Source organism: Phyllobacterium sp. SB3, assembly GCF_040009165.1.
Classification (GTDB): domain Bacteria; phylum Pseudomonadota; class Alphaproteobacteria; order Rhizobiales; family Rhizobiaceae; genus Phyllobacterium.
The window spans coordinates 64,678-88,703 of sequence record NZ_JBDYKI010000003.1; the positions used below are offsets into that span (position 1 = coordinate 64,678).

Consider the following 24,026-nt stretch of genomic DNA (forward strand, 5'->3'; position numbering starts at 1 on the left):
AGCTTCATATTGAGAAAGATTATTATGACACAAGATGGTTTTCAATCACACATAGATGACGAGGCTTGGTGGTTGGTTTTCAGTCAAGACGGTTCTACCTTTGCACTGTCCCTCGACTTAGACCCTGATGCTGCTGATATTAAAGCTGCACACCACGAGCTTGTAGAGATGTATCTCGCTTCTGAGGGCTTCTAATGCCTTCAGTAAGTTCAACAGCAATCAAGTATGTAGCCTTCAGCAATAAGCAACAGACCCTAACTGTGACTTTCAAACGTGGTGGTCGGTATATCTACAAGGGTGTTTCGGCAGAAGTCTTTGGGCTGTTCCTAGCAGCCGGTTCGAAAGGTCGGTTTCTAAACCACAGCATTAAAGGGAGTTTTCCATATGAAAGAGCATGAGGAAGTAGAGGTAGAACGTACAGACACTCCTAAGACCGGCAAAGAGGTATTGGCTGAAGTAGTAAGTACTCACACACTTGAGGATACATTCGCCCCTGACTACGATAATGTTTGGACCCCCAAGAGGCTCAAATTTAAGAGTCCGGGTCGCCCTAAGAAGTACCACACGGATGAAGAGCTAAAGGCAGCTAAGAATGCCTCTATGGCGAAGTATATGAAGAAGCGCCGTAACGAAGACCCTGAGTTTCGAGAGAAGCAGCTTCAGTCTCAGAAGAATTGGTATGAAACTAAGGGTCGAGAGTACATGCGCGCCTATATGAAACGCCGGTACGAACAGAAGAAATTAGAGAAGCAAATTCAGATTTAATTAGACCCAGAAACCTAAGGTCCATTAGACCATCTATAGGCAGGTTCTAAGTTATTTTGTGAGCGTCCGCTGACGTTATTTTAGTGTCAATCTGACATATTTTAGAAAGTAATTTTAATGAAACATTTTAGCCCAGATGGCACTGAAGAGCCATTTAACCCTTCAATCAGAGATAAAGTAAGCCGGAAAGTCGCCGGACTACTAAAGCAGCTAGGACTTGACTACGACGAAGACGATATAGCGGATACGGTAGGTTCTGTCGTAGACTTCGTTCCCGGCCTAGGTGATGTCGTAGGAATTGAAGAGACTAAGCGGTCCTATGACGATGGTGACTACTTAGGTGCTGGTATCAACGCTGCTGGTACTCTGGTTGGTTTCATACCGGGCGTCGGTGATGTTGCTGGCAAGGCTATCAAGAAAGTCGGCCATGGTGCAGCTGAGGCCCTTGGCGTTGCTGCCAAAAAGAAAATCAAGGACATGGCCCCTGAAGAACTCAGGGCATACAAAGCAGCCAAGCAAGCCGAGGCACGAGCTAAGAAACGTGAGGCTGAACTAGCTGCTGGCGTTGAGGTCAAAGGTCGTGGCCGTCCTGTAGGGTCTACCAAGGCCAAAGAGGCTGAGATTGTCGGGAAGTATTCCGATGATATCGATGAGCTTGCCAATACAGAAGTTCAACATGACCTCGTAGACGAACTTACTTCCTCTCCTTCGGGCTATGCACCCGAACCAGACCGTATCCTCAATGAAGAGCTTTTCCTTCGTGGGCAACTAGACCGTCCCTTTACCGAGAAGGACCGTAGAGAAGCTGCTGCTCGTCTTTTTACCGAGAGACAGAAGTCTGATTCATTAGACAAGTCAGTATCCTACCACGCTAGGAAAAGAGCTGGTCAGAATCCGGGTGCTGGAAAGCCACCTACACTTCGAGACAGATTCAACACCCAGGAAATTGTGAATGCTGATGGGTCTAAGCGCCTATATGACCAAAACTTTATCGAACCATCCGCTGACCCTCACAAGCGTTATGACCTTCAAGGCGATACACTCCATGCAAACTCTCGCCTGAAGCGTGCTCCTGAGAAGAGTGAGAATTGGATTGAGGATGTCCTAGACGATATCCAGAGGAATGGTCCCGCTGATGAAATGTCTGCCCTTGATGAGGTCTACGAGGAAGCTATTCGTAACCGTATTCCTGAGGGTGTTTCCTTTACTCAGGGTGAGGGTAAGGTCAAAGGCTTTCATGGTCCCGGTAAGACAGATGGCGATGTCGTTTCTGAGAGGTATCTGAGAGATGCTGAATACCTCCCTGATGAGTCTATCCTAGGGCAACATGGGCGTAAATTCACTCAGGCGGAGCATGATTCCGAACTAAAGAAGCTTCGTGATGAAGCGGCTAAAAAGTACGGTAAGAAAGCCTCTGTCGGTGAAGCTAAGCTCAACCCTATTACTCGTGACCTTCTAAAGCAGCTTAGTCCACAAGACCTTGATTATATGTTCAAGGAGGTCCCCTTCAAGGACAGACTTGCTTGGGTACAAGCCCGATTGAGCAAGTAGTATGACGATAGAGATAGCTCTATTCGGCTCATATGGTGCCCGTCACGCTGCTTCAGGCCTCTTGGTGGATATGAACGATGGCAAACGTCGAAAGGACCCTATTGGCCCTCTTTGTCGGCTTCTCCAGGACGAGGGATACGAGGACGATTATGTCCATGTTGTTCGCCAATCACTCGACACGAAAACAGACATCCCAGTCTTCCAAAAAGATAGGAAATTATCTGACTGGGCTGCACATGACGTTGTGGACCAGCAAACTGCATCAGCGAGGACGATTAAATACACTCCCTTTGCTGAGCGGAGTACCCATAAATTGAGCGAGAAGGGTTAAGCATAGGGATTCGTACCACTTGAGTGCAATCGCTTAAAATAACCCCCAATGGCTCACCTCGCGCTATTGGCCGTGACAGCGATATAGGTCACCCCGGACGCCGGTAACCGGACTAACTTTTCAAAGGAAGCAATTATGAACTTCGTATCTCAGCTTCGTGAGAAGCAATCGCAAAGTTCAATGACCTTTATACCGTTCATCCCTACACTCACTGACATGACCCCGAAGCCCCCATACTACCGATGGAAAAATCTCCAAGGAACGAATAGGGTATTCAAAAAGGGGACACCAAAATGAAAAGACTTCTTACCGTATTTGCAATATCTCTCGCTTTGGGGATGTCAGCCAGCGCTGCTAATGTGCAAAACTCAATCGCTGCAATCTCTGCCTTCAAATGCTCTATGTGGGCAGATGTCACCGGAGACCTCAAAGAGGCGCAACGGTTGTTTGACTACGGTGTGAAGGCTGGACGGCAATTCCTACAGGACGCCGAAGATGGCAAATTCCCTACTGAGGAATATACAAACACGGTTCCGATGGTTTGGAGTTTGAACCGTGGAGGCCCAACTGTCGATTTTGTATTGGGAAAAGTCTATTCTAAAGTAGCTGATGATGCATACGACGAAGTAGCTAAGGTAAACGCTAGTGGCATTGTCTCGTTAAACACAGAGGACTGGACCAGTAGCAAGGACATACTGAAGTCTCGCGCTCAGACTAAGTACCGTAACGGGAACTGCAAACTCATAGGTATGTAAGTGGATAAGGCAACATGGACATACAAAAGACCTAACGGTGATATCCTCGCAGAGAATGTCAGAAGGAATGACATCCCGTATCTGGATTATCCAGTGTTGATAGTGGGGAATGGAGGACCAGCAGAGGTTTTTGTTGTTTGCGAGGTAGATGAAGCTTCCCGAACTATTGTTCTTATCCCTGACCCGCTCCCTAGCTTAGAGGACCGAAAGCGGAGGAGGGCTGAAGGGGAGAGAAGAGAGGGAGACTAGGAGAAGGAAAAGGAGAAAGAGGAAAGGGGGACTATAGGGGGATAGGAGAAAGAGAATATGGATGAGGTACAGAGGGTGAGATACGAGGGGTTATCTTCCCTAAAGTTATTTACCAAGAGTATGTACTCTACGATGTTCATAACGAAATAACAAAACCTTTAAAGAGATACTATAAGTAAGTCGCGAAGCGTCACTACGGCACAAGGGTGGGCTGAAAGCCATTGACGCTGCTATGCAGCTAGACGCATGAGCGCCAGCGAATATGCCTATGGCCTAGGGGTGATGCAAAGAACCTAGACGAACGAGTCGTCAGCGAATATAAGATTATGAATAATTATAGGACTTATCTAATATTTTTCCAATAACCGAACGGATATTACCCTCTTCGGTGTCAACACCCTAAGGCACACACTCTAAATTTCATTTTACTAATATAATATCTAAGAAGCCTCCCTCCCAGAGGGGCTGTAGGCTATCGCCCAAATCAAACCAAATAGAATTCCTAAGTTTACGTGTCTTCAAGGAAGCCACTTGGCTGACGTCTGACTTAGAAACTAGGCCAAATAGAACCAAACGGAATAGTCAAACTTACGTGTCTCCTAGGGCTTATCCTAGGATACTCCAGAACATCAATGTTCTTCTGTTGTTCTTTTCGGCCCATAGCTGCCCTAGGAAGAGCGTTAGTGTTTTCCGAGTCCCTCAGACTAGTCACACCCCTAAAGCCCCTCTGTGACCGTCTGTGTCCTGAGGGGATAGCAGCATCAAAAATAATATGAGCTGCAATATATAGGGGAGAGTGTCTGTAGAAAATTTATTAGGCAATGCGCCACCCAATCTACCCTCTCTCTCCTACCTTATAGTCTCGAAGCATTATCAGAAAGGAATGAACCAATGGCAACATTGTGGTCATCTACAAGCTTTGGTTTCGCGCAATTCGTATCTCAGTCTTCAGACAGGATTGACGAGTCTAGATTGCCACTCTTCGGAATGGTGTTTCTAGTCCTCTTAGTCCTCGTGGTCATGGGAGAGTAAAAGCCAATGACAAAGAAGCATTACATTATGCTGGCCTCTGCCTTCAAACGACAGACCGAAAAGGAAGCTCTTGATAGGTCTTTCTATGAACTCGCAGCAGACATTAGCGACCTTCTCAAACAGGATAACCCACGCTTTGACCGTCCGCGCTTTATGAGTGCTTGCGGCTTCTAATCAGAAAGGAAAATAGAAATGATACGTGGACTAATCGCACTCTTCGTATGGGCTTGGATATCCCTTCTAATCTCACTGCTCTTCACAGAGAGCGAAGACGGACTCAGCTTAGGACTAGCAGCAACAATCTTCTTTGCCCCTATCGTGCTGGTTGCAGTCGCTTAGTCCAAGCTAGTAAGTGTATCAGAAAGGATTGTCGAAGTGACCGACAACGTAGCAGTACTAGATGGCTTCACTAAAGAGGTCTTAGCCTCCAGTGGTGCCCACGACTTACACTTAATGATTAATCCTGAGGCTGACCTAGACGATAGGTTTAAGGCTTGGGACTGTGACAACCAAGAGTATCTTCTCATCAATGGTTGGCTCTTCACCTTCGAGGATATCGAGGGAGTGTCATGACAATAACTAGAGCACAACGCCTAGCTTTGAAGAGCGTATATGACAGAGGTGTCTTGTACTTATACGATGGTAAAACTGTTAGTAGCCAGCGTTATATAGGACATAAGCCGATAACATACAGACAATTCCGTAAGTTAGTGCAACCCGGATGGGACTGCATCATGGTGCCGTGGCTTGGAATGTGGCTCGGTATCGAAACGGATGGCTATACACATTCATAACTCATACCAGAAAGGAACTAAGACAATGACATTCGAAATCGTAAACGACCTAGAAATGCCTAACCGTGCTCGTGGTTCAAGGGATAGCATTTACCCCTTCGAACAGATGGAAGTAGGCAATGCCTTTAAGTTCGAACCAGATGCACTCAAGCGTGTAACTGCTGCCGTATCAGCATACCGGAAGAAAGCAGCAGGCAAGTCCTTCGCTATTCGAAAGATAGACGATAACACCTACGGCTGCTGGAGGGTTGAACCTCAGGCCTGAGCACATAGTCACCTTACACTGTGACACATATCAGATAGGACCCCGGCCATAGTGCCGGGTTTCTTTTTGTCTAATGTCCTGTCTTACCTTTACGTAAGCTCTAGGCCAAAGGCCACCTGCTATGTTTCCCCTCCGGGTGTCCCTCGGATAGGACGCGGCCAAGTCTATAAGAGACATACGTAATCCTCGGACTTACCTTTCTCCTTTCCCTTTGTCCCTTCTCTTGCAGTTAAGTATAAGAAATGTATTGACAAGCTTAGTTCAAGTGTAACACCGGGCTTGACAGGGTGAGACAAATAAAACCAAAAGAATAGACAGTAGGTTTACTAGAGGTTTACTTGCGAGGGGCGGGCACCCCCAGAATTTATATTTAAAAGTTTTCCGCCTACCCCCGTATTTACGAGGGGTATTTTTCAAGTCCTTAAAGATTGGTGAATACCAATCGTACCCCGAGGCTATGCCTCTAAAGATTGATGCTAATCGTATCATATTTCCTAGGTCTATTAAACCTCTTGCTATCTACCTGCAAACCTATTTTCGAAGACAATTTTTACTAAGGAATTTACTATGAGTAATTTATCCCAAAAGACCGCTGAAGAGTCGAAGGAAAACAGTAACCTTGGTGAGTATCTCGTTACTGGTGGTCCCGGACGAGGTAAAGGCTCTAAGAACAAAATTACCAAGACTCTGAAAGAAGCTGTCAAGCTCGCCTTCGATGAAGTCGGTGGTGTTGAGTATCTGGTAGCTGTTGCGAAGGCTGACCCTAAGACCTTTATGCAGATACTCGCTAAGTTGATACCGACTGAAGTCAATTCAGACGTAAAGACGACTATGCGTATCATTACTGGTGTCCAGAGAGAAGCTCCGAAAGATGATTGATAGACTTCGGGCCAAACTTATTCTCACAACTATAGATTTTTCCCTTTTCGCACATCGATACGGACTAATTTAAGAGTACTCTTTGGGTGCTCTAAGGAGCATCTTATTGAGTAATTTAGAACAAGAAGATTTTGAAGATGATGAAGGTGAAGTTACAGAAATAGATTTGGGCTATGTCCCTCGTGACCAATTCCTCACTTTCCACTCTCGTACCAAGCGTTGGGGTTGTATTCTAGCCCATCGTCGTGCTGGCAAGTCTGTCGCCTGTATTGCTGACCTAGTAGACTATGCCTTAGCGAATACTAGGGATTATCCTGCCCCCCGATATGGTTACATAGCTCCTACCTTCGCTCAGGCCAAGGACACAGCATGGGGCTACCTTAAAGAGTTTGCTTCCAAGATACCCGGTACTGAAATCCGAGAGTCAGACCTCTCCTGTATCTTCCCTAACAAGTCTGTTGTTCGCCTATATGGTTCTGACAACTACGACCGTATGCGTGGTATTTATTTCGATGGTGTCATTATCGATGAAGCTGGTGATATTGACCCTCGCGCATGGCCTGAGGTTATTCGACCGGCTCTAGCTGACCGCCAAGGTTGGGCTACGTTCATCGGTACTCCTAAGGGGATGAACTTCTTCTATGACATCTATCAGCAAGCTAAGAATCAGCCTGACCAATGGTTCTCTATAACTCTCAAGGCTTCTGAGACGGGTATCCTTTCTGCTGGCGAGCTACATGACGCTAAGCAGATGATGACTCCAGAACAGTACGAACAGGAGTTTGAATGTTCCTTTTCGGCAGCAATCAAAGGTTCCTACTATGGTTCTCTGATTGAAGCAGCCGATGCTGAAGGCCGTATCACCAAAGTCGCTTATGACAAGGCAGTACCTGTCTATACGTCTTGGGACTTGGGTATCAATGATACTACAGCTATCTGGGTCTTCCAGCTTATCGGTAACGAGAGGCACTATATAAATTATTACGAGAACGCCAACCAAGAGCTTTCTCATTATGTGGACTGGATAAAATCCCTCTCATACTCAATCGAGATGAATTACCTCCCCCACGATGCTGATGCTCGTGAGCTTCAGTCTGGTAAGTCTAGAACACAGTTTCTTAGAGGGCATGGACTCACCTGTCTTGCACTCGAAAAGAGTAAGTCTGTCATAGGCGATATTGAACTAGTACGCACCATGCTGAACCGTTGCTGGTTCGACAAAGACCTATGTCAACGAGGTCTAGAGTGCCTCAAAATGTACCAGTCTCAATACAATGAAAGGATGCAAGTCCTTTCGAACAAGCCATTACACAACTGGGCTTCTAACGGCGCTGACTCGTTCCGCTACTCAGTCGTATCGAATGTAGAGGCTAGGGCCAAGAGAACTAGCTTCTGGGATAATCTAGGCAAGACAAAAAGTAAGTATGTTTCTGGACTGGTATAGTGCTTGGAAAACTTATCCGTAAAATACTAGTCGTATGGGTACTAATAGAACTTCTTACAGCACTAAGACACAACAGGTTCAAGCTTAATTATAAGCTCGTCTATTTGCTCAAGTACCCCAAACATCTCAACCGAGACATAACTCATAACAAGAGCTGCCGATTAGCGGCTTTGCTGAAGTATTTTTCAGGAATTTTTAGAAAGTAATTTTAATGGCTGAGAGAAAGAAACTCACAGAAGATGAGATTGGGAGTCTAGTACAACAGTACGTATCCCGTTCGATAGATTACGATAGGCAAGAGTACCGCTCCAATCGAGTAAAAGCTATTGAGTACGTCCGTGGTGAGCTTCGTGATGTTCCGGCTGACGAAGGTACAAGTCAGATAACATCCTCTGATGTCGGTGACGTTATAGGTTGGATTCTGCCCGGCCTGATGAGAGTCTTCTTCGCAGGAGATAATCTCGTCAATTACGAACCTCATGGCCCAGAGGATGAAGAGTCTTCTGCTCAGGCTAGTGACTACATCAACTACATCCTTACGAACGACCTAGACGGCTATCGTATTTTCAATGGCGTCTTCTATGACTCACTGCTGCATGGCAACGGTGTTGTAAAGCATTGGTGGGAACCGTCTGAAAAAGCCACCGTCCATATCTTCCACAATCTTACAGAAGCGCAGGCAAGCCTTATCCTTTCGGAGGAAGGCGTTGAAGTCCTGGAGCAAGAGGAATTTGAGGAAGTAGTCCAACAGGACGCCCCTGAGAACCCCTTTGGTACTGGTGAACTTCCTGCCGTACCTCCAATGGTAACGACCCTCTACAACCTTAAAATCAAGAAGGTTGAGTCTACAGGCTCGTTGAGGGTTGTCGTAGTTCCCCCGGAAGAGTTTCTTATTGACGCGGTAGCTACTTGTATCGAAGACGCTAAGTTCGTTGCTCAGCGGTCATTCTTGACCCGTTCAGAGCTTATCGAGATGGGCTTTGATGAAGACCTCGTATATTCACTCCCTGCCTTTGGTGGGGATTTGTCGTTTGACCGCGTACAGGTATCTCGTAGGGAGCAAATAGGCTCACTTTGGACATCATCCGGTATCGACAGTTCAACCGATGAAATCGAAATAATCGAAGCCTATGTCAAGTGTGACTATAACGGCGATGGTATTGCTGAAACCATTCAGGTTTTCATGGGTGGTTCAGGGACTAGTCAAGTTCTCGACTGGCAGGAGTGGGAAGGTGACTATCCATTCTCTGACTTTATCGCAGAACCAGTGCCTCACCGTTGGCTTGGTCGTTCGGTATTCAATGAAGTAGAAGATGTTCAGCGAGTGAAGACGGTTCTTATTCGTCAGATGCTCAATAACCTCTATCAGTCGAATATTCCGGACCGTGTTGTAGACGAAGAGCGAATTAATAACCCCGAAGCATTGTATGACCGGGGTATTGGTAACGTTATTCGTGTCAATGGCGACCCCGCTTCCGCTGTTTATACGACCGCAGTGCCTTTTACAGCCGGTGCAGCCCTTCAGGGCCTCCAGTACATGGATGAGGTCGTAGAACGCCGTACAGGGGCCTCCAAGGCCACTATGGCGCTTGATATGGACAGTTTGCAGCATCAGACCGCTACGGCTGTAAACGCCGCTCAGTCGGCTTCCTATTCGAAAATTGAGCTTATCGCTCGTAACTTCGCTGAAATGGGGTTCAAGAGGTTCTTTAAGTGCCTTCTGAAGCTAATCGTTCAAAACCAAGACCGTCCGCGTACCATACGTCTTCGGAACAAGTGGATTGAATATGACCCTCGTGGTTGGAATGCTTCCATGGATGCTTGTGTATCCGTTGGGCTTGGTTCTGGTTCTCGTGACAGAGACCTTATGGGCCTTCAGCAAGTAGCACAGAAGCAAGAGCAGATTCTCCAGCAGCTCGGGCCTAATAACCTAGTCGTCACTATTGATAAATACGTCAATACTCTTCGAAAGATGGTTGAGGTCGCTGGCATTAAAAACTCTGACCAGTTCTTCAATGAAATCTCTCCTGAAGCACTTCAGCAACTGTCACAACCCCAGCAACAGCAGCCAGACCCAGAAATCCAGAAAGCTCAGGCTGAGATGCAGGTGAAGCAGCAGAAAGCACAGTCTGATTTGCAGTTGGCACAAGAGAAGGCGAAAGCCGACTTTGCGCTTGAACAGCAGAAGATGGCAGCTGAGCTACAGGCTGAGCGTGAGCGTAACGCTATGCAAATCCAAGCTATGCGTGAAAAGCACGAGATGGACATGAAAATCGCTCGTGAGAAATCTGCCTTCGAACTTGAGCATAAGAAGGAGGTTTCACTCCTAGAAGCTCAGCTTCGTCGCGAAGAGATGTCTATTGAGGCTGACCTTACTCGTGAAGCTAATGAAATGAAAATCTTACAAGGCGCTCAGGGTGGTTTTGATACCAACATAGTGCGTGCTGACCTAAGCGAATAATCTCAGAAACAACCAATCTCTTTGGAGAAAATATATGCCCATTAATGACCAATATAAATTTGGTGGCCCTTCTGCTCTCGGTGACTACGCTAAGGCTGGTGGTGAGGTAGAAGAGCTTTCTATTACTGCGATTAAGAACGGTAAGTTCGGCTTCTGGTCGGACTATGCCAAGAAGGTTCCAGTCGTGACTATCGATGGTACTCCTGTCGAAACTGGTACTGAAGAAGAGGCCTATGACGGCTTTATAGTATCAGGTGCTGGCGGTGTTGCTCCCTACGTCTACTCCCTCGTTGGTGAATGGCCTGAGGGTATCACTGTGGATGCCGATTCTGGTGAAGTCTCTGGTACTTTTGCTGCTGACTCTGCTGAAACCTATGCAGACCTTTCTGTTCGGGTGACAGACGCTTGGAAGCAGACAGCAGACCTTGCTTCGTTCGATATCGTAGTCGGAGCTGCTTAAGTCTACGAAGTCGCAGACAAGTTAACTAACAATGCCCCTCACGCCTTCTGTCGTCTGAGACACACTTCAGAGTAAGTACACGCGCACCCAGAAGGGCTACTTCCCCTATCTGTCGATAGGCCATAGCTTCCAAGGAAGCGTTATGAGGCCCTGCCTCTTAGGCCGTCAACGCTGCAAAGCAGCTAAGGAGCAAACATGACGACAGATGTACAGAAAAGGGCAGACAGAGCAGAACAACTCTTGAATGACCCTTTGTTGGATGAAGCTTTTAAAAAGGCTGAAGAAGACACTTATAACCAATTACTGAAGCTTCCATTTTGGGCTTCGGATAAGAAGAGGCGGATGCTGATAGACCGGATTAACACCATTAAGGGTGTAAAAGGCTATCTTAGGTCCGTCAAGCTTAATAGCAAAGACACGACTAAGCGTATCGTTGCTTAATGTCTATCTGTATTAAGGATAGATACTCACAACCAATTATTAGATAGGCAATAGACTCTCCTACGACATCAAAGATGTCTAGCAAGGCTTTGTTAAAGCCATAGGGGGAGCAAACTTTACCCTATTGTATTTTTAAAGGAAATTTTATGACTGGCAACAGTACTCCTTCGGGAACTGAGCGTTCAGCAGATACGCTATTAGACGGCTTTCTTGGAATTGACTCTGTAACACATGTAGCAGAGAAAAATGACTTGGAAGAAGATGATATCCTTGAAGCCTTTGATGGTGAAGAGGATTATGAAGAAGATACTGCCCCTGAAGCTGATGAAGCCGATGAGGATGATGACTCCGATGAAGATTCTGAAGATGAGTCACAAGAAGATGATGGTGAGGAGTATTTTGCTGGCAATGACAGTAAGGTAACGCTCCCTGATGGTTCTGTGACGACCGTTGGCGAATTGGTAAGAGGAAATCTCAGGGAAGCAGATTATACCCGGAAGACTCAAGAAATCGCAGCAAACCGTAAGGAACTCGAATCTCGGTCTTCGGCACTAGCGCAACAGGAACAGGTACTAGACTTGGCACTAGAGATTACTCTGGCGTCAATTCCTGATGAACCTTCTCACGAACTGCTTATGACAAACCCTATCGCATACTGGCAACAGAAAGCTGTATTCGACAAGGGGCTGAATGAGGTCGCAAGACTTTTTGATGCTAAGAAGCAGATGGGGGAAGCTCAGGAAGCTCAGAAGACTCAAGCCTTCGCCCAATGGGCAAGTGTAGAGGCAAACCGAGCAGTCGAGATGATGCCTGAACTGAAAAACCCACAGGTCGCTCAGCGGTTTAATAAAGACATTATTGGAGCTGTATCAAAGTATGGATTTGACGAGGAAGACGTGGCTGATATTTTTGACCACCGCTTTCTACTCCTTGCTAGAGACGTAGTTGAATATCAGAAGATAATGGCTAACAAGCCGAAAGCAGTACAGAAGATGAAGGGCAAGCCCCCGCTTAGTCCTACTTCTAAGGGAAGGTCTAATAAGCCTTCTGTGCGTTCTGACCTAGACCGTCTGCGCAAATCTGGGGGCAAAGATAGCGACGCCCTCGATAGAGTCTTGGATAAGTTCCTTTAAGAAACCCTGACTCAAATCTAATAAGTATCCCCTGAGATACATTTCCCGCCAGCTCGAAAGAGTAAGGCACCTAACCATTTTCAAAAATACATTTTAGAAGGAATAACATCATGGCTCAGGTCACTGGTGCTTTTGACACATATGAAGCAGTTGGCAATCGTGAAGAGCTTGCCGAAGCTATTTATCTGATTACTCCTGAAGAGACTCCACTCTCGACCCTGATTGGTCGTGAACCAGTCAAATCAGTACACCCTGAATGGCAGACAGATGTCCTTGCGACTCCCGGTGCTAATGCTGTTCTCGAAGGTAACGAGTGGGCATTTACCGAGTTTGCCGCTACGGCTCGCGTTGGTAACTATACTCAGATTTCTGAGAAAGTTATCTCGGTTACTCGTACGCAGGACAAGACGCTCAAAGCTGGCCGTAAGTCAGAACTGAAGCGTGAACTCCAGAAGAAGGGCAAAGAACTGAAGCGCGATATGGAGCTTGCTCTCCTTTCGAATAAGGCTTCGGTTGCCGGCGCTGCTGGTACAGCTCGTCAGCTTGGCGGTTTCGCTGCTTGGCTTGAAACCAATACGAACCGTGGTGCTACGGGTACGGATGGTGGCTTCAATTCTGGTACAGGCATTGTAGATGCTGCTGGTGCTGGTACTCAGCGTGCATTCATTAAGACTCAACTTGATGATGTATTGATGCAGACGTTTGTTGCCGGTGGCAATCCTACGACTGTCATGCTGTCACCATACGCCAAGACTGTATTCTCTGGCTTCTCCGGTATTGCGGACCTCCGCTCTAATCAGGGCCAGGGTAGCAAGTCTCAGCTTACTATCTTTGCTGGTGCTGACATGTACGTATCGGACTTTGGTGTCCTTGACGTAATCCCTAACCGCGTAATGTCGTACTCGACTGCCGTTGCATCCAACGTCTTGGTTATTGACCCAGACAAGGCTGCTGTTGGTATCTTCGACGACATCCAGATGCATGAAGCTGCTAAGACTGGTGATGCTGAGAACCGTGTTCTGAACGTTGAGTATACGCTCATCATGAAGAACGAGGCAGCTCACGGTGTCGTTGCTGACATCTTCGGTGTTACTTCGGCCAGCTAATGCTAGCAAACGACTAAGAGCGACGGCTCTTTGTTAAGTCCTAGGCCCCTGAGTGATAGTCCACTTGGGGGTCATAGGCACCCTTTTGTTTAGGCTATTTCTCAAAGGATATTTAGATAAAGGAGCCATATAATGGCTATAAGGGCTAAGAAAACTGAGGTCGCTAAGCCGGTTCCACCAACCAAGGCCGTCGAGAAGGTCGAAAAACCTTTCCCGGTTAAGTTGAAAAGAAACTACTTCACCGAAAACGAAAAGCACCTCAAGGGAACGACTATCGTCATCCCAATACATGAAGCTAGAGACTTAGTTCAACAGGAGGTCGCAGAGGTAGATTTTGAAGAGGTTGTGAAACGTTTCTATGACTAAGGATTCTCATTTAAATATTACCAAAGAAGACCTCAAGAGCATGGACCTAGGTGCCTTGGTGGGTAAACGTCTGGTAGCAGATGATACAATTAATGGCATACGGATATATGAATACGAATTTGAGCTTGGCACTGTTCGAAAGACAGAATGGTATGCTGCTAAAGAGTTTATCGACTTCGTAGCCGAAGAGCGCAACAATAATATCGGTAGTAAGTTTACCGATGAGAATGCTGCCATAGGCACCAAGATTGCTTCCATACCTATGCACCTTTGGGCACGAGAGATAGCCCCACGTCAGCGAGACGGAAATCAAGAATCTCTTAGAAAACTTTTGAACAGCGCTGAGTTTAAACCCTTCCGTACGAAGGAGGGTAATATCTAGGACCCCAGGTCCACTGAATACTTTATTCATTTTAGAAAGTAATTTTAATGTCTCTTGAAACATACAGCGATATACTCTCCGCTGTAGGGCGGTTCTCCTACGACAGACAAGACCTTATACCTTTTGCACCAGACTTTATTGACCTTTGTGAGGCTGAAGTAAATCAAGTCCTACGTTGCCGTGAGCAGCTTAAAACCGTCTCCCTGACTCCTGATGTAGACGGTAAGGTTATACTTCCTGATGACTACCTAGAGTTTCGTAGCGTTACGGCTCTGACTAGCCCACGAAAGCGGCTAGATGCTGTCGTTGCTGGTACTGCTGAGAGTATGTATCCCTTTCGATATGCTGGTTCGCCGAGTGTGTTTGTTATCAGCGACGACAATACGGCTCAGGTTCTCCCGCTGACCTCAAGTGATATTGAGTTGCAGTACTACGCTAAGATTCCTGCTCTGACTGAGGTTGCGCCGACTAACTGGCTGCTAAGCAAGTCTCCGACATTGTACCTATACGGTACTATGAAGCACGCAGCTATCTTCATAGGTGACACAGAACGTCTACCCATCTTTGGTGCTCAGTTTTCTGATGCAGTAAGGACGCTCGTTCAAGCAGACAAGAAGGGCAAGTACGGAGAGCGTACAGTCTCCAAAGTCTCCGGGCCTAATCCGTAAATTCCGCTTCGCACATTTTTAAAGATATTTATTTGGAGGCATTATGAGCCTTATTCAGTTCGCTCAATTTGGGCCGGACCGCTCAGATTTTGACCCTAGTTATACCAACACTCTAGAGAACGTCCTTCCGGCTGCTGATAGCTTCCTACCATTTCCCGGCTTTACTCCATTAACTGTACCACTTCCTGACAGGCCCCAAGGCACATTTCTTGCTGTTCAGGGAAATGGTGTCTGGTTGCCTATCGCTGCCACTGGAGAAGCCCTTTATAAGCTGAATTTTACTACACTGGGGTGGGACAATATCTCTGAACTCACACCAGACATAGTTACGAATGGTGGGTTTGGTTCTGACAGTGGTTGGTCAAAAGATACCAATGTTACCATCTCAGGGGGTGCAGCACATTTTACCGCTGTAGCTAATGGAAATGGACTTTCACAAACATTAGCCCTCACTGAGGGTGTTACCTATAAATTGTCATTCAGTGTTATCAACTATTCAGCAGGAAGAATAACTCCTGCACTTACAGGGGGTACTCCTGCACTAGGCACGGTAGTCGATGCTGACGGCATCTATTCGATGCAGATTACTGCCAACTCTGGCAACGTCGAATTGTATTTCATTTCAGGTAACGGGCCTACGACGCTCGATATCGATAGCGTAACTCTTGAGCCTCTGGCTCAGTACCATACGCCAGCTACACAACGCTGGAGCTTTACACAGTATGGAGAGTGGGTCCTTGCCACGAATGGTGTTGACCCTGTTGTCTATCTCGACCTCGACATTCCTACCGCTGTCTTTACTCAACTATCGCCAAATGCGCCAAGAGCTAGGAACATCGATACTGTCGGTGATTTCGTCTTCGTGTCAATGCTTAGTGACTTGGGTGATAAGGCTGCTCAATGGTCTGGTCTGAATGACCCTCTACATTGGACCCCAAACCAAAGGTCTTCTGACTTTCAGGTATTCCCGGATGATGGGGAGATTATGGGTCATGCTTCGTTCGAGAAGGGTATTATTATCTTTCACGAGCACTGCATCCGTGAAGGGGTTCTAGACCTTTCTACGCCTTTGATTTTCCAGTTTCAGAAGACAGTCGAACAGCATGGCACACATGCTAGAGGCTCTATTGTTTCTACTGGTGGTGGTACTTTTTATCTGTCTCAGGATGGTTTCTATAAGTACGCTACTCCTAATCCAATTAAGATTGGTGTCGAACGTGTAGACCGCTTCTTCTTCAATGACTGCGACTTCAACGAGACATATTATATTTATGGCTTTGAAGACCCTGCTAGAGCTTGTGTCTATTGGGCTTATAGGTCCGTTGAAAACCAGTTTGACCAAACCTTTGACCGGCTGCTCTGCTACAACTACGGTATTGACCGTTGGAGTCTCATCAAACCAGATATCATCTTAACGTCAATCTGTGACTCGGTTACTCCCGGCTATACGCTAGAGCTTCTTGATAACGTAGGTAATCTAGATGACCTTCCGTTCTCCTTGGATTCTCGTGCTTGGGCTGGTTCGCTTCCGGTATTTGCTGCATTCGATAATGACAATCGCTTGGGCTTCTTTTCTGGAGACCCTGTAGAAGCAAGGCTTCAAACTGCGGATATTGCACTAAGCCAAGGGCGCAGAACATACGTTAAAGGCTTTACGCCGCTGACGGATGCACAAAAGACTTCAGGCCGTGTAGCAATCAAAGATTTCCCCGGCAAACCTAGAAGTTGGAAGCAGTCTTCGAATAACTCAACCGTCACTGGTACAATACCGGCAAGGGCTTCGGGCCTATTGCATAGGTTTGAACTAACTATTCCTTCTGGTCAGTCTTGGACTCATGTGCATGGAGTTGACGTAGATGGGAACCCTGAGGGTCATAGATAATGTCAAATTTTGCGACTAACCAATGTCGTTCTATTGGTGCCCATCTAACGAATACATCTAACACCACTGTCTTTACGGCTGGTCAGCACACTTACTGCATTGGTATCCGGTGCGTTAATATTACTGGTAGTCCTGCCACAGTCAGTATCACATGGAACTCAACTGCTACTTCTGATGCTTATAAACTAGTACACCAGCAGTCTGTCCCCGGTAACATCTATACGTACTTCCCTCTAGAAGGGTTGGTGCTAGCCAAGGGTGATACAATAAATGTGCAATCTGGCTCTTCCAACGCTATCGACGTCACATTGACGGTAGTCGAGTGGCCGGGACGTTCTGGATAATTCAAAGGATATTATTATTGTCTTACCAAGATTTTACGGATGATATTTCAAGCACTAAGAATACTAATAAACTAACACTCATCAATACGCATACCATGAGTGCTGAGGAAATCAGCCCTTATTGGAATGATATCGTTAGTTGCATCGCTAAGTACTGCGATAAGTTTCCCGATGATGAGACAATAGAGAATGTCATCGGCCAATGCGCTAGAGGCGAAAGACAACTTTGGCTCATAATTGATGAACTAGATAATGTTGTCCTAACTCCTATTACAGAAATTATTACACTGGCTAGTAATGGGAAGAAAATTCTCATGTACGCCCAAGCTGGTGGCTCTCGTATAGAAGATGCTCTTCCACTTATGTCTGAAATAGAAGAGTGGGCTAAGAAAGAGCATGGAGTAACACAAGCTCACTGGTGGGGTCGTAAAGGCTACCGAAAGCTCTTAGGCGATTATGGTTTCAGCGAGAGTATCGTTATATTTAAGAAAGATATTTAGATGTCAAAGAGTTCTAAGACGGAACAAACGAATGAGCCGCCTTCATGGGCAAAGCCCCTACTTAAAGAAGCTGCTGCTGAGGGTATGGACCTCTATAAGCGAGGTATTGGTTATACGCCTTATACAGGCCCAACTCGTACTGGCTTTTCAGATGTATCCCTAGGTGGGATGAATGATGCACTAAAGGCCACTGGTTATACTGGTCCCGCCGTTAGTAATGAGACTTGGCAGAATGCCCCCGGTATTGCCGAAGCTCGTCAGGCTATTGAAGCTCTGAAAGCCAAGAGGGCTGAACAGACATCCCCACGAGATTTGACTCCACAAGTCGTAGAAGGCCCCAACGAGAAGCGTGAACGGCTGCTTTGGGAAGCTCGTCATGGCGAAGGCACATGGGCTGCTGAAAAGGCTCGTAGAGAAGATGAGGCCTACAAGCGTCAACCCCGGATGTCCGGTCGATAATCTGTCTGGCCCGGCAATGCTCCTTCGGAGCTACATTGGCCTATGGCCTAGAAGGAATTTAATATGGCTAATTCTTCAGCCCAAAACAAAACGTCGGCTCAGAACTATTCGACAGGCAATCCAGCTTGGGCCACTCCCGGTACTACACAATACAATAATATGAACCAGCAGCTACAGACAGCTCCTATGAATGTTGCTGCACAGACCTTTCAGAACGGTGGGATGACTCCCGGTTCTCAGACTGCTGCTAACTCTATGTTGCAGATGGGGCAATCTGGCAATCCTTATGCTCAGCAGGGCATTAATACGATTAACAGTACTGTTCCTACGATGCAGAATATAGCTAACAACGCCCAGAATATCGGGCCTATTGATACCTCTGCTTTGCAACAGAACTTCGGTCAAGTCGGTACTCAGTCGTTCGATAACCTTTATAACAATGCAACCAATATAGGCCCGATTGATAAGTCTGCCATGGAGCAGGACTTCGGTCAGGTAGGGGCTGATAACTGGCAGAACATTTATAATACTGCTGGTCAGCCGGGTGCAAATCAACAGTACCTTACGGACTACGCTAACGGCTCGATGCTTCAGAACAACCCTTACCTCGATAAGATGGTTCAGGATGCTCAGAACTCTGTCTTCGATGACACGTCTCGTATGTTCGCGGCTGGTGGCCGTTACGGGAGTGGTATGAACCAAGGTGTGCTCGCTGACAGTCTGGCTAAGACAAGCAATGACCTTCGGTACAACGACTATAACCAACAGGTTCAGAACCAGCTTAATGCTTCCAACGCCATCTCCGGTGAACAGTCCAACCGTCTTGGTATCCAAGGAAATGCTGCCTCTGGTGTTGCTGGAATCGAAAGCACAAACATCGGTAATGCGATGAACCAAGCCAACGCTTTGACTGGCTATAAGGCTCAGGACGTTCAGAACTCGCTGTCTGGGATGGGGCTTGCACTCAATGCTGCCAACAGCAAAGCCAATGCTGAAGGGACAAATATCGGCAATAGCATTAACGTTGCCAATAACCTGACTGGTTACAGGGCGCAGGACGTATCCAACAAACTCTCTGGTATGAATACCGCACTCAATGCTGCTGGTGGAATTGCTAATGCTGGCGCTAATACTGCGTCTATTGGCTCAAATGATTTCCGTGACAAGCTTGCTGCTCTTTCGGGTGGTGCTGGCCTAGAAAATCAGGGCTTCAGTAATACCCTAGGTATGATTTCTGCTCTTCCGACTATCCAAGGTAACAAGACCTACGATGCTGATAAGCAGATGGGTATTGGTAATCAGATTGGTCAGATGTCTCAGGGACAACTTGATGACCTTATCAACCAGTTCTCTCAGTACGACATGCAAGACTGGTCAAGGCTTGGTGGGCTTCTGTCTGCCGGTACTCAGTCTGCTGGTAACTACGGTACTCAAACTAGTACGTCTACTCAACCTATGAATATCCTGGGTGCCCTCGGTACTCTGTTCTCTGGTCTTCCTTCTGGCTCTGATGAGCGCTTGAAGAAGAATGCCAAGAAGGTTGGTAAGACTCCTGCCGGACATAATGTCTACGAATACGAAATGAAGGACGAAGCCCCTAAGGGTCGAGTTGGTATTCTGGGTGTCATGGCACAGGAAGTCGAGAAGAAGCAGCCTGAAGCTGTTGGTAAGTTCAAGCACAAAGGCAAGACCTATAAGTCGGTTGACTATAGCAAGCTTCACTAAACGAGGTAGTACAATATGTCACTTTTTGATTTTCTTTTCACTAAGGATGAAGAGACTCTTCCGGTGAAGAAGACTAAAAATAAGCCTCGTTCTTCTGTAGGTGGTGCTAAGTCTTCTAACCCCGCTACTAAAATAATTGACCCTGACATCTTGGTACAAGAACAGGTGGAAAAAGGTCGTCCTATCGTAGAAGGCTCGAAGGGGCCTTTTATGGCGGACCAGTCTCTCTTGAACGACTATCGTCAGGCTGAAGCTCGTGCTTCTCGTGACTCTGGGTTTGCTAGAGGGAATAACCCTAAAGCTAAAGAGGCTCAGCGTCTTCTTGAAGAGCAAGCCCTATCCGAGCAGATGGAAAAGGAAGAGGAACTTCTTTCTAATCAGCGTCGTGCAGAAGCTCTTGGAAAGATAGCTGGCCTTGACTCTATGGGTCAGTCCTCTGGAGGACTAGGCAATCCATCTGGATACTCTATCGGTCCTGATGATGCTGTCCCTAATGAGTTTGCCAACAAGGTCAATGAGGCTCGTGGGCGTAAGCAGGATAAGATTTCCGAAGCTGCCAAGATTATTGGTCAGGAAGCTGCTAGAAACACTCCGGCTGTTGAACCTGAAGAGCCTAGCATCTGGGACAGAATTTTCGACAGGCTTAAGACTGGTGGTGAGGAAGCTTTCCGTGGGGCTGAAAAGTCTGCTGCTGAAGAGCTTTCTCAAGCTGCTGGTGTTCCCTTTAATCCGGGACGTGGTAGCTCAATCGGAGGTCCAGCTTTGACTCCTGATGGTTCCGCTACTCAGTCTGGTAACAGAGGCATATTCCGTACTAGGGAGGAGCGTAAGCCTTTCGATACGGAAAGTACGTTTGGTGATGACCGCCCTGCGGCCCCAGTTCCTGAGTCTCGTTACCCTTCGGGCCCCTCGCTGCCTGTATCTCCTTCGGGTGATAATCCTAGTACTGGTGCCGTTGCTGGTGGAAATGTTCCAAGTCAAATTGGACCTGTTACCTCACCTCAAGAGGAAATTTCACGTAAGGAACGACTAGCCAAGCTGGATACTATTCTTGGTGGAATGTTTGCTCCAGAGGGAACACCTCAACCTGAGAATGCAAAGATTGGTAACGGGTATTTTCCAGATGCTCCGAAAGTAACTGGTAACGAAAGTTATGCTCCAGTAGCACAACCGGGGTATCTAGATAATGCTCCACAATTCCCTGATGCTCCTAACGCCTCTAACCCTTTTCAGGAAGAGAAGAAGCCTTTCTTTGACCTTTCTGTAATCGGTGCTGCTCTTGGAAATCTTGACCCTAGGTTCCCAACTCAAGGCAACGATATCCTTCAGCGAGTAGATGCCAGACGCAAGCTACAAATGGGCCAGAAAGAACTTCTTGGACAACAGAGGTCAACCTACGACTGGCTAGTCTCACAAGGCAAATCGTCTGCTGAGGCCGAGGCCATGGCTCGTAACCCTGATATACTCAGGGAGTTCATACAGAACGAAGGTCGTAAGGCTGGCAAAGGTTCTGGTGGTGCAGCAGGGGGCTACTTCGCTGGTATCGAGTGGGTTACTGACCCTGAGACTGGTGAAAAGAAACCCTATCAGCGTCGTAAGGATACTGGTCAGTGGGAAGAGGTTGATGTTCCGGGTAATGTCCAGACTCCTGAAGACCAAGAGCGTCTAAAGCGTCAAGGTGGTGCCTACGGTAAAGAGCAGGGTGAATCTCTGATTGGCTTCGATAAGGTCAACAGTGACACAAGTGCTGCTCTGGGTGAGCTGAACGTTCTGGAACAGCATCCGGGCCTAGATGGCTCTACTGGTCTGTTCCAAGGCATGGCCTCTATGCGTGACATCTCTCTTACACCTGAAGGGCGTGATTTCCTTTCGCGTGTAGACAAGGTTGTCAACGGCTCGTTCCTCACGGCGTTTAACTCCCTTCGTGGTGGTGGGCAGATTACCGAAGCAGAAGGTTCTAAGGCTACTGGTGCCCTTCAAAGGCTTCAGGACTTCAGACTCTCACCTTCTGATTGGGTCCAAGCTTTGAACGAATACAAAACTGAAATTATCCGACTCCATAAGATTGCTGCTCGTCGTGCAACGATGTCGCCTGAAGAGGCCCGTCAAGACGCACTCAAGGCCGCTGAGAGTGGTCCTGAGGCAAATAGCAATTCGGTAGCTCCGGGGGCTTCAGCTTCTCAGGGACAGTCTCCTGCGAGAGAGAGTAGTGACCCGCTTGGGATACGCTAATTATTTAAAGGAATTGTCATGACTACAATCGCAGATATTCGTGAAAAGTATCCGCAATACGATGACCTCAGCGATACGCAGTTAGCAGATGCCTTCCATAAGAAATTCTATGCGGATATGCCTAGGGAGGAGTTCGATTTAAAGATTGGACTCTCTCCGGCTGCTAAAGAAACTCAGGCCAGGCTGAAAGGTGACGAGGGCGAATACACTGCCTTCGGTCAGAACTTCGCTGAGGGTGTACCTGTTATTGGTCCTTGGCTTAAAGAACGATACCTTGATGCTGATGCTTGGCTGGATACGCATCTTCCAACTTCTATGGTTGGTAGGGATACGACTGGTCAGTCTTGGGAAGAAGCACGTAAATATAGTGAGGATGCTGGTAAATCGTCTGAGAAATATCATCCTTGGGCTTCAACTGCTGGTGAACTCTCTGGGGCTGCTGCCGGTACTGGTGCTCTTATGGCTCTCCCCGGTGGAGCAGCTGCATTTGGAGCTAGGTCTATTCCCGGACTATCTGGCATTCCGGCCTTCGCTGCTCGTGTAGGCCTAGGTACTACTACAGGCGCAACGTTAGGTGGGGTTGATGCAGCAGCTAGGGATGAAGATGTAGCACAGGGAGCAATGACTGGTGGTGCCTTTGGTGCTGCTGGTCCTGTAATCGGTGCTGCTGCGTCTCCTGCTCTTCAGAAGGTGCTTTCAAAGCTAGGTGTTGCTCCAAGCCGCACTGGTAGTAAGGCTTTATACACTGCCGCTAAAGAGTTTGATGAGGCAGTCGAAGGTAGTAAAATCCCTAGGATTATCGAAGAGAACTTTGGCCGTACCAAAGCTCCACAGAGTCAAAAGATTCAGGAGTATCTGAATACCAACCTTTCGCCTCTGCCAATTAATGAAGACCGTGTGCTTGCAGAGCTAAACAGAATTGCAAGAAATCCCGGTCCCGGTCGTGACCTTATCAAAGAGGTCTATGGGGACTCTGTTTCTCTGTCCAAGAAGGAAGTCAATAAACTGGCTACCGATTGGTTTAAGGCAGCTCCGGGGGACTCACAGGCTGTCAAAAGCCAGAAGCAATTCTTCCATGACAAGCTGATAGATTTCGGTAGTGACCACGACAAGGCCTACAATTTCTTTAGCAAACAAGCAAACCAACGTAAGCTAGATGCACTCTCTAACAATCGTGGTGAGGAGTTTCTGGAACGCCTATGGAGTCCTGCTATTGTAGCAGATGCCAACAAGGGTATGCAGAAGTCTTTGAACGTCGGTCTAAATAGAGAAGCTGCGGCTAAGGTTACGAAGAAAGCACCTGTAGAGATTGGTGGACCTCAAAGTGTTACTAATCGTGCTTGGAATGCGTTTCGTCGTAGGTTAGAAGCTTCTAAAGATGGTCGTAGACCTGATATTGATAAATATCTGGCTGAACTACTTCTCAAGGATAGTGCTACAGCAGGAGGAAAGACATTCTCTGCTGGTACAATCATAGAGGAAATACACAAATCAGTTAAACAAGGCCGACTTCCTAATGACGAAGCTCGGAGATTGATAGCTACTGTTTTACAAGCCAAGGGTACAGATAAAGACTCTACACCAATCGTAGAGAAAGGCATTCTTGCTAGTCTGATACTAGGTAATATCACTAATCGTGCCGGTGGTGCTATTGTTGATATAGCTAACCCATACTAATATTTAAAAATCATATTAATACTAATACTCCGATAGCATTTATTCGGGGTAGGGGAGTCGGAGAGTTTTGCTCCTTTGCTCTTCTGACTCCCTTTTCCTTTTATCTCCGCTTCGCCTCGAAGCAT

Annotated in this window: 23 protein-coding genes; all 23 read left to right on the plus strand. The window is 47.0% G+C overall.

Features of this window, described 5'->3' with window-relative positions; genetic code table 11:
* Window positions 1–24: 24 nt before the first annotated feature.
* The 23 genes from ABKW30_RS11510 to ABKW30_RS11620 all read left to right on the plus strand — a co-directional run bounded on the left by ABKW30_RS11510 (window position 25) and on the right by ABKW30_RS11620 (window position 23,901).
* Window positions 25–195 carry a hypothetical protein gene (locus ABKW30_RS11510; RefSeq protein WP_348599072.1) on the plus strand — a complete coding sequence of 57 codons (171 nt, stop codon included), beginning with the start codon at window positions 25–27 and terminating at the stop codon, window positions 193–195.
* 189 nt (window positions 196–384) lie between these two features.
* Complete coding sequence (locus ABKW30_RS11515; protein WP_348599073.1) at window positions 385–765, plus strand: hypothetical protein; 381 nt, start codon at window positions 385–387, stop codon at window positions 763–765.
* A 117-nt stretch (window positions 766–882) separates the two neighbouring features.
* Window positions 883–2,316 (plus strand): hypothetical protein, encoded by a 1,434-nt coding sequence (locus ABKW30_RS11520; RefSeq protein WP_348599074.1) that lies wholly within the window; start codon window positions 883–885, stop codon window positions 2,314–2,316.
* Between the two features lie 624 nt (window positions 2,317–2,940).
* Window positions 2,941–3,402, plus strand: coding sequence for a hypothetical protein (locus ABKW30_RS11525; RefSeq protein ID WP_348599075.1), 462 nt, complete (start codon window positions 2,941–2,943; stop codon window positions 3,400–3,402).
* Window positions 3,403–4,689: 1,287 nt separating this feature from the next.
* Window positions 4,690–4,857: a hypothetical protein gene (locus ABKW30_RS11530; RefSeq protein WP_348599076.1), complete on the plus strand. Its 168-nt coding sequence runs from the start codon at window positions 4,690–4,692 to the stop codon at window positions 4,855–4,857.
* Window positions 4,858–4,875: 18 nt separating this feature from the next.
* Window positions 4,876–5,022, plus strand: coding sequence for a hypothetical protein (locus tag ABKW30_RS11535; RefSeq protein WP_348599077.1), 147 nt, complete (start codon window positions 4,876–4,878; stop codon window positions 5,020–5,022).
* Window positions 5,023–5,502: 480 nt separating this feature from the next.
* On the plus strand, window positions 5,503–5,742 hold the full coding sequence (locus ABKW30_RS11540; protein ID WP_348599078.1) for a hypothetical protein: 240 nt from the start codon (window positions 5,503–5,505) through the stop codon (window positions 5,740–5,742).
* 567 nt (window positions 5,743–6,309) lie between these two features.
* Entirely contained in the window at window positions 6,310–6,621 is a 312-nt protein-coding gene (locus ABKW30_RS11545; protein WP_348599079.1) for a hypothetical protein, read from the plus strand.
* Window positions 6,622–6,727: 106 nt separating this feature from the next.
* Complete coding sequence (locus ABKW30_RS11550; RefSeq protein WP_348599080.1) at window positions 6,728–8,065, plus strand: terminase family protein; 1,338 nt, start codon at window positions 6,728–6,730, stop codon at window positions 8,063–8,065.
* A gap of 211 nt (window positions 8,066–8,276) precedes the next feature.
* Window positions 8,277–10,526, plus strand: coding sequence for a hypothetical protein (locus ABKW30_RS11555; RefSeq protein WP_348599081.1), 2,250 nt, complete (start codon window positions 8,277–8,279; stop codon window positions 10,524–10,526).
* Between the two features lie 34 nt (window positions 10,527–10,560).
* Window positions 10,561–10,986 carry a putative Ig domain-containing protein gene (locus tag ABKW30_RS11560; RefSeq protein WP_348599082.1) on the plus strand — a complete coding sequence of 142 codons (426 nt, stop codon included), beginning with the start codon at window positions 10,561–10,563 and terminating at the stop codon, window positions 10,984–10,986.
* Between the two features lie 195 nt (window positions 10,987–11,181).
* Window positions 11,182–11,427 carry a hypothetical protein gene (locus ABKW30_RS11565; RefSeq protein WP_348599083.1) on the plus strand — a complete coding sequence of 82 codons (246 nt, stop codon included), beginning with the start codon at window positions 11,182–11,184 and terminating at the stop codon, window positions 11,425–11,427.
* A gap of 146 nt (window positions 11,428–11,573) precedes the next feature.
* Window positions 11,574–12,560 carry a hypothetical protein gene (locus ABKW30_RS11570; RefSeq protein WP_348599084.1) on the plus strand — a complete coding sequence of 329 codons (987 nt, stop codon included), beginning with the start codon at window positions 11,574–11,576 and terminating at the stop codon, window positions 12,558–12,560.
* A 110-nt stretch (window positions 12,561–12,670) separates the two neighbouring features.
* Complete coding sequence (locus tag ABKW30_RS11575; protein WP_348599085.1) at window positions 12,671–13,666, plus strand: DUF5309 domain-containing protein; 996 nt, start codon at window positions 12,671–12,673, stop codon at window positions 13,664–13,666.
* Between the two features lie 132 nt (window positions 13,667–13,798).
* Window positions 13,799–14,032: a hypothetical protein gene (locus ABKW30_RS11580; protein WP_348599086.1), complete on the plus strand. Its 234-nt coding sequence runs from the start codon at window positions 13,799–13,801 to the stop codon at window positions 14,030–14,032.
* Entirely contained in the window at window positions 14,025–14,414 is a 390-nt protein-coding gene (locus ABKW30_RS11585; RefSeq protein WP_348599087.1) for a hypothetical protein, read from the plus strand. Before ABKW30_RS11580 ends, ABKW30_RS11585 begins: the two co-directional genes overlap by 8 nt.
* Before the next feature lie 47 nt (window positions 14,415–14,461).
* The gene (locus ABKW30_RS11590; RefSeq protein ID WP_348599088.1) at window positions 14,462–15,082 is read left to right on the plus strand and encodes a hypothetical protein; all 621 of its coding nucleotides are present in this window, start codon (window positions 14,462–14,464) and stop codon (window positions 15,080–15,082) included.
* A gap of 43 nt (window positions 15,083–15,125) precedes the next feature.
* Window positions 15,126–16,964: a hypothetical protein gene (locus ABKW30_RS11595; RefSeq protein WP_348599089.1), complete on the plus strand. Its 1,839-nt coding sequence runs from the start codon at window positions 15,126–15,128 to the stop codon at window positions 16,962–16,964.
* 361 nt (window positions 16,965–17,325) lie between these two features.
* The gene (locus tag ABKW30_RS11600) at window positions 17,326–17,808 is read left to right on the plus strand and encodes a hypothetical protein (RefSeq protein ID WP_348599090.1); all 483 of its coding nucleotides are present in this window, start codon (window positions 17,326–17,328) and stop codon (window positions 17,806–17,808) included.
* A complete protein-coding gene (locus tag ABKW30_RS11605; protein ID WP_348599091.1) occupies window positions 17,809–18,267 on the plus strand; it encodes a hypothetical protein in 459 nt (152 codons plus the stop codon). It abuts the gene before it with no gap.
* A 63-nt stretch (window positions 18,268–18,330) separates the two neighbouring features.
* Window positions 18,331–19,992 (plus strand): tail fiber domain-containing protein, encoded by a 1,662-nt coding sequence (locus ABKW30_RS11610; protein ID WP_348599092.1) that lies wholly within the window; start codon window positions 18,331–18,333, stop codon window positions 19,990–19,992.
* Between the two features lie 15 nt (window positions 19,993–20,007).
* The gene (locus ABKW30_RS11615) at window positions 20,008–22,224 is read left to right on the plus strand and encodes a hypothetical protein (protein WP_348599093.1); all 2,217 of its coding nucleotides are present in this window, start codon (window positions 20,008–20,010) and stop codon (window positions 22,222–22,224) included.
* An 18-nt stretch (window positions 22,225–22,242) separates the two neighbouring features.
* Window positions 22,243–23,901 (plus strand): hypothetical protein, encoded by a 1,659-nt coding sequence (locus ABKW30_RS11620; RefSeq protein WP_348599094.1) that lies wholly within the window; start codon window positions 22,243–22,245, stop codon window positions 23,899–23,901.
* Window positions 23,902–24,026 lie beyond the last annotated feature (125 nt).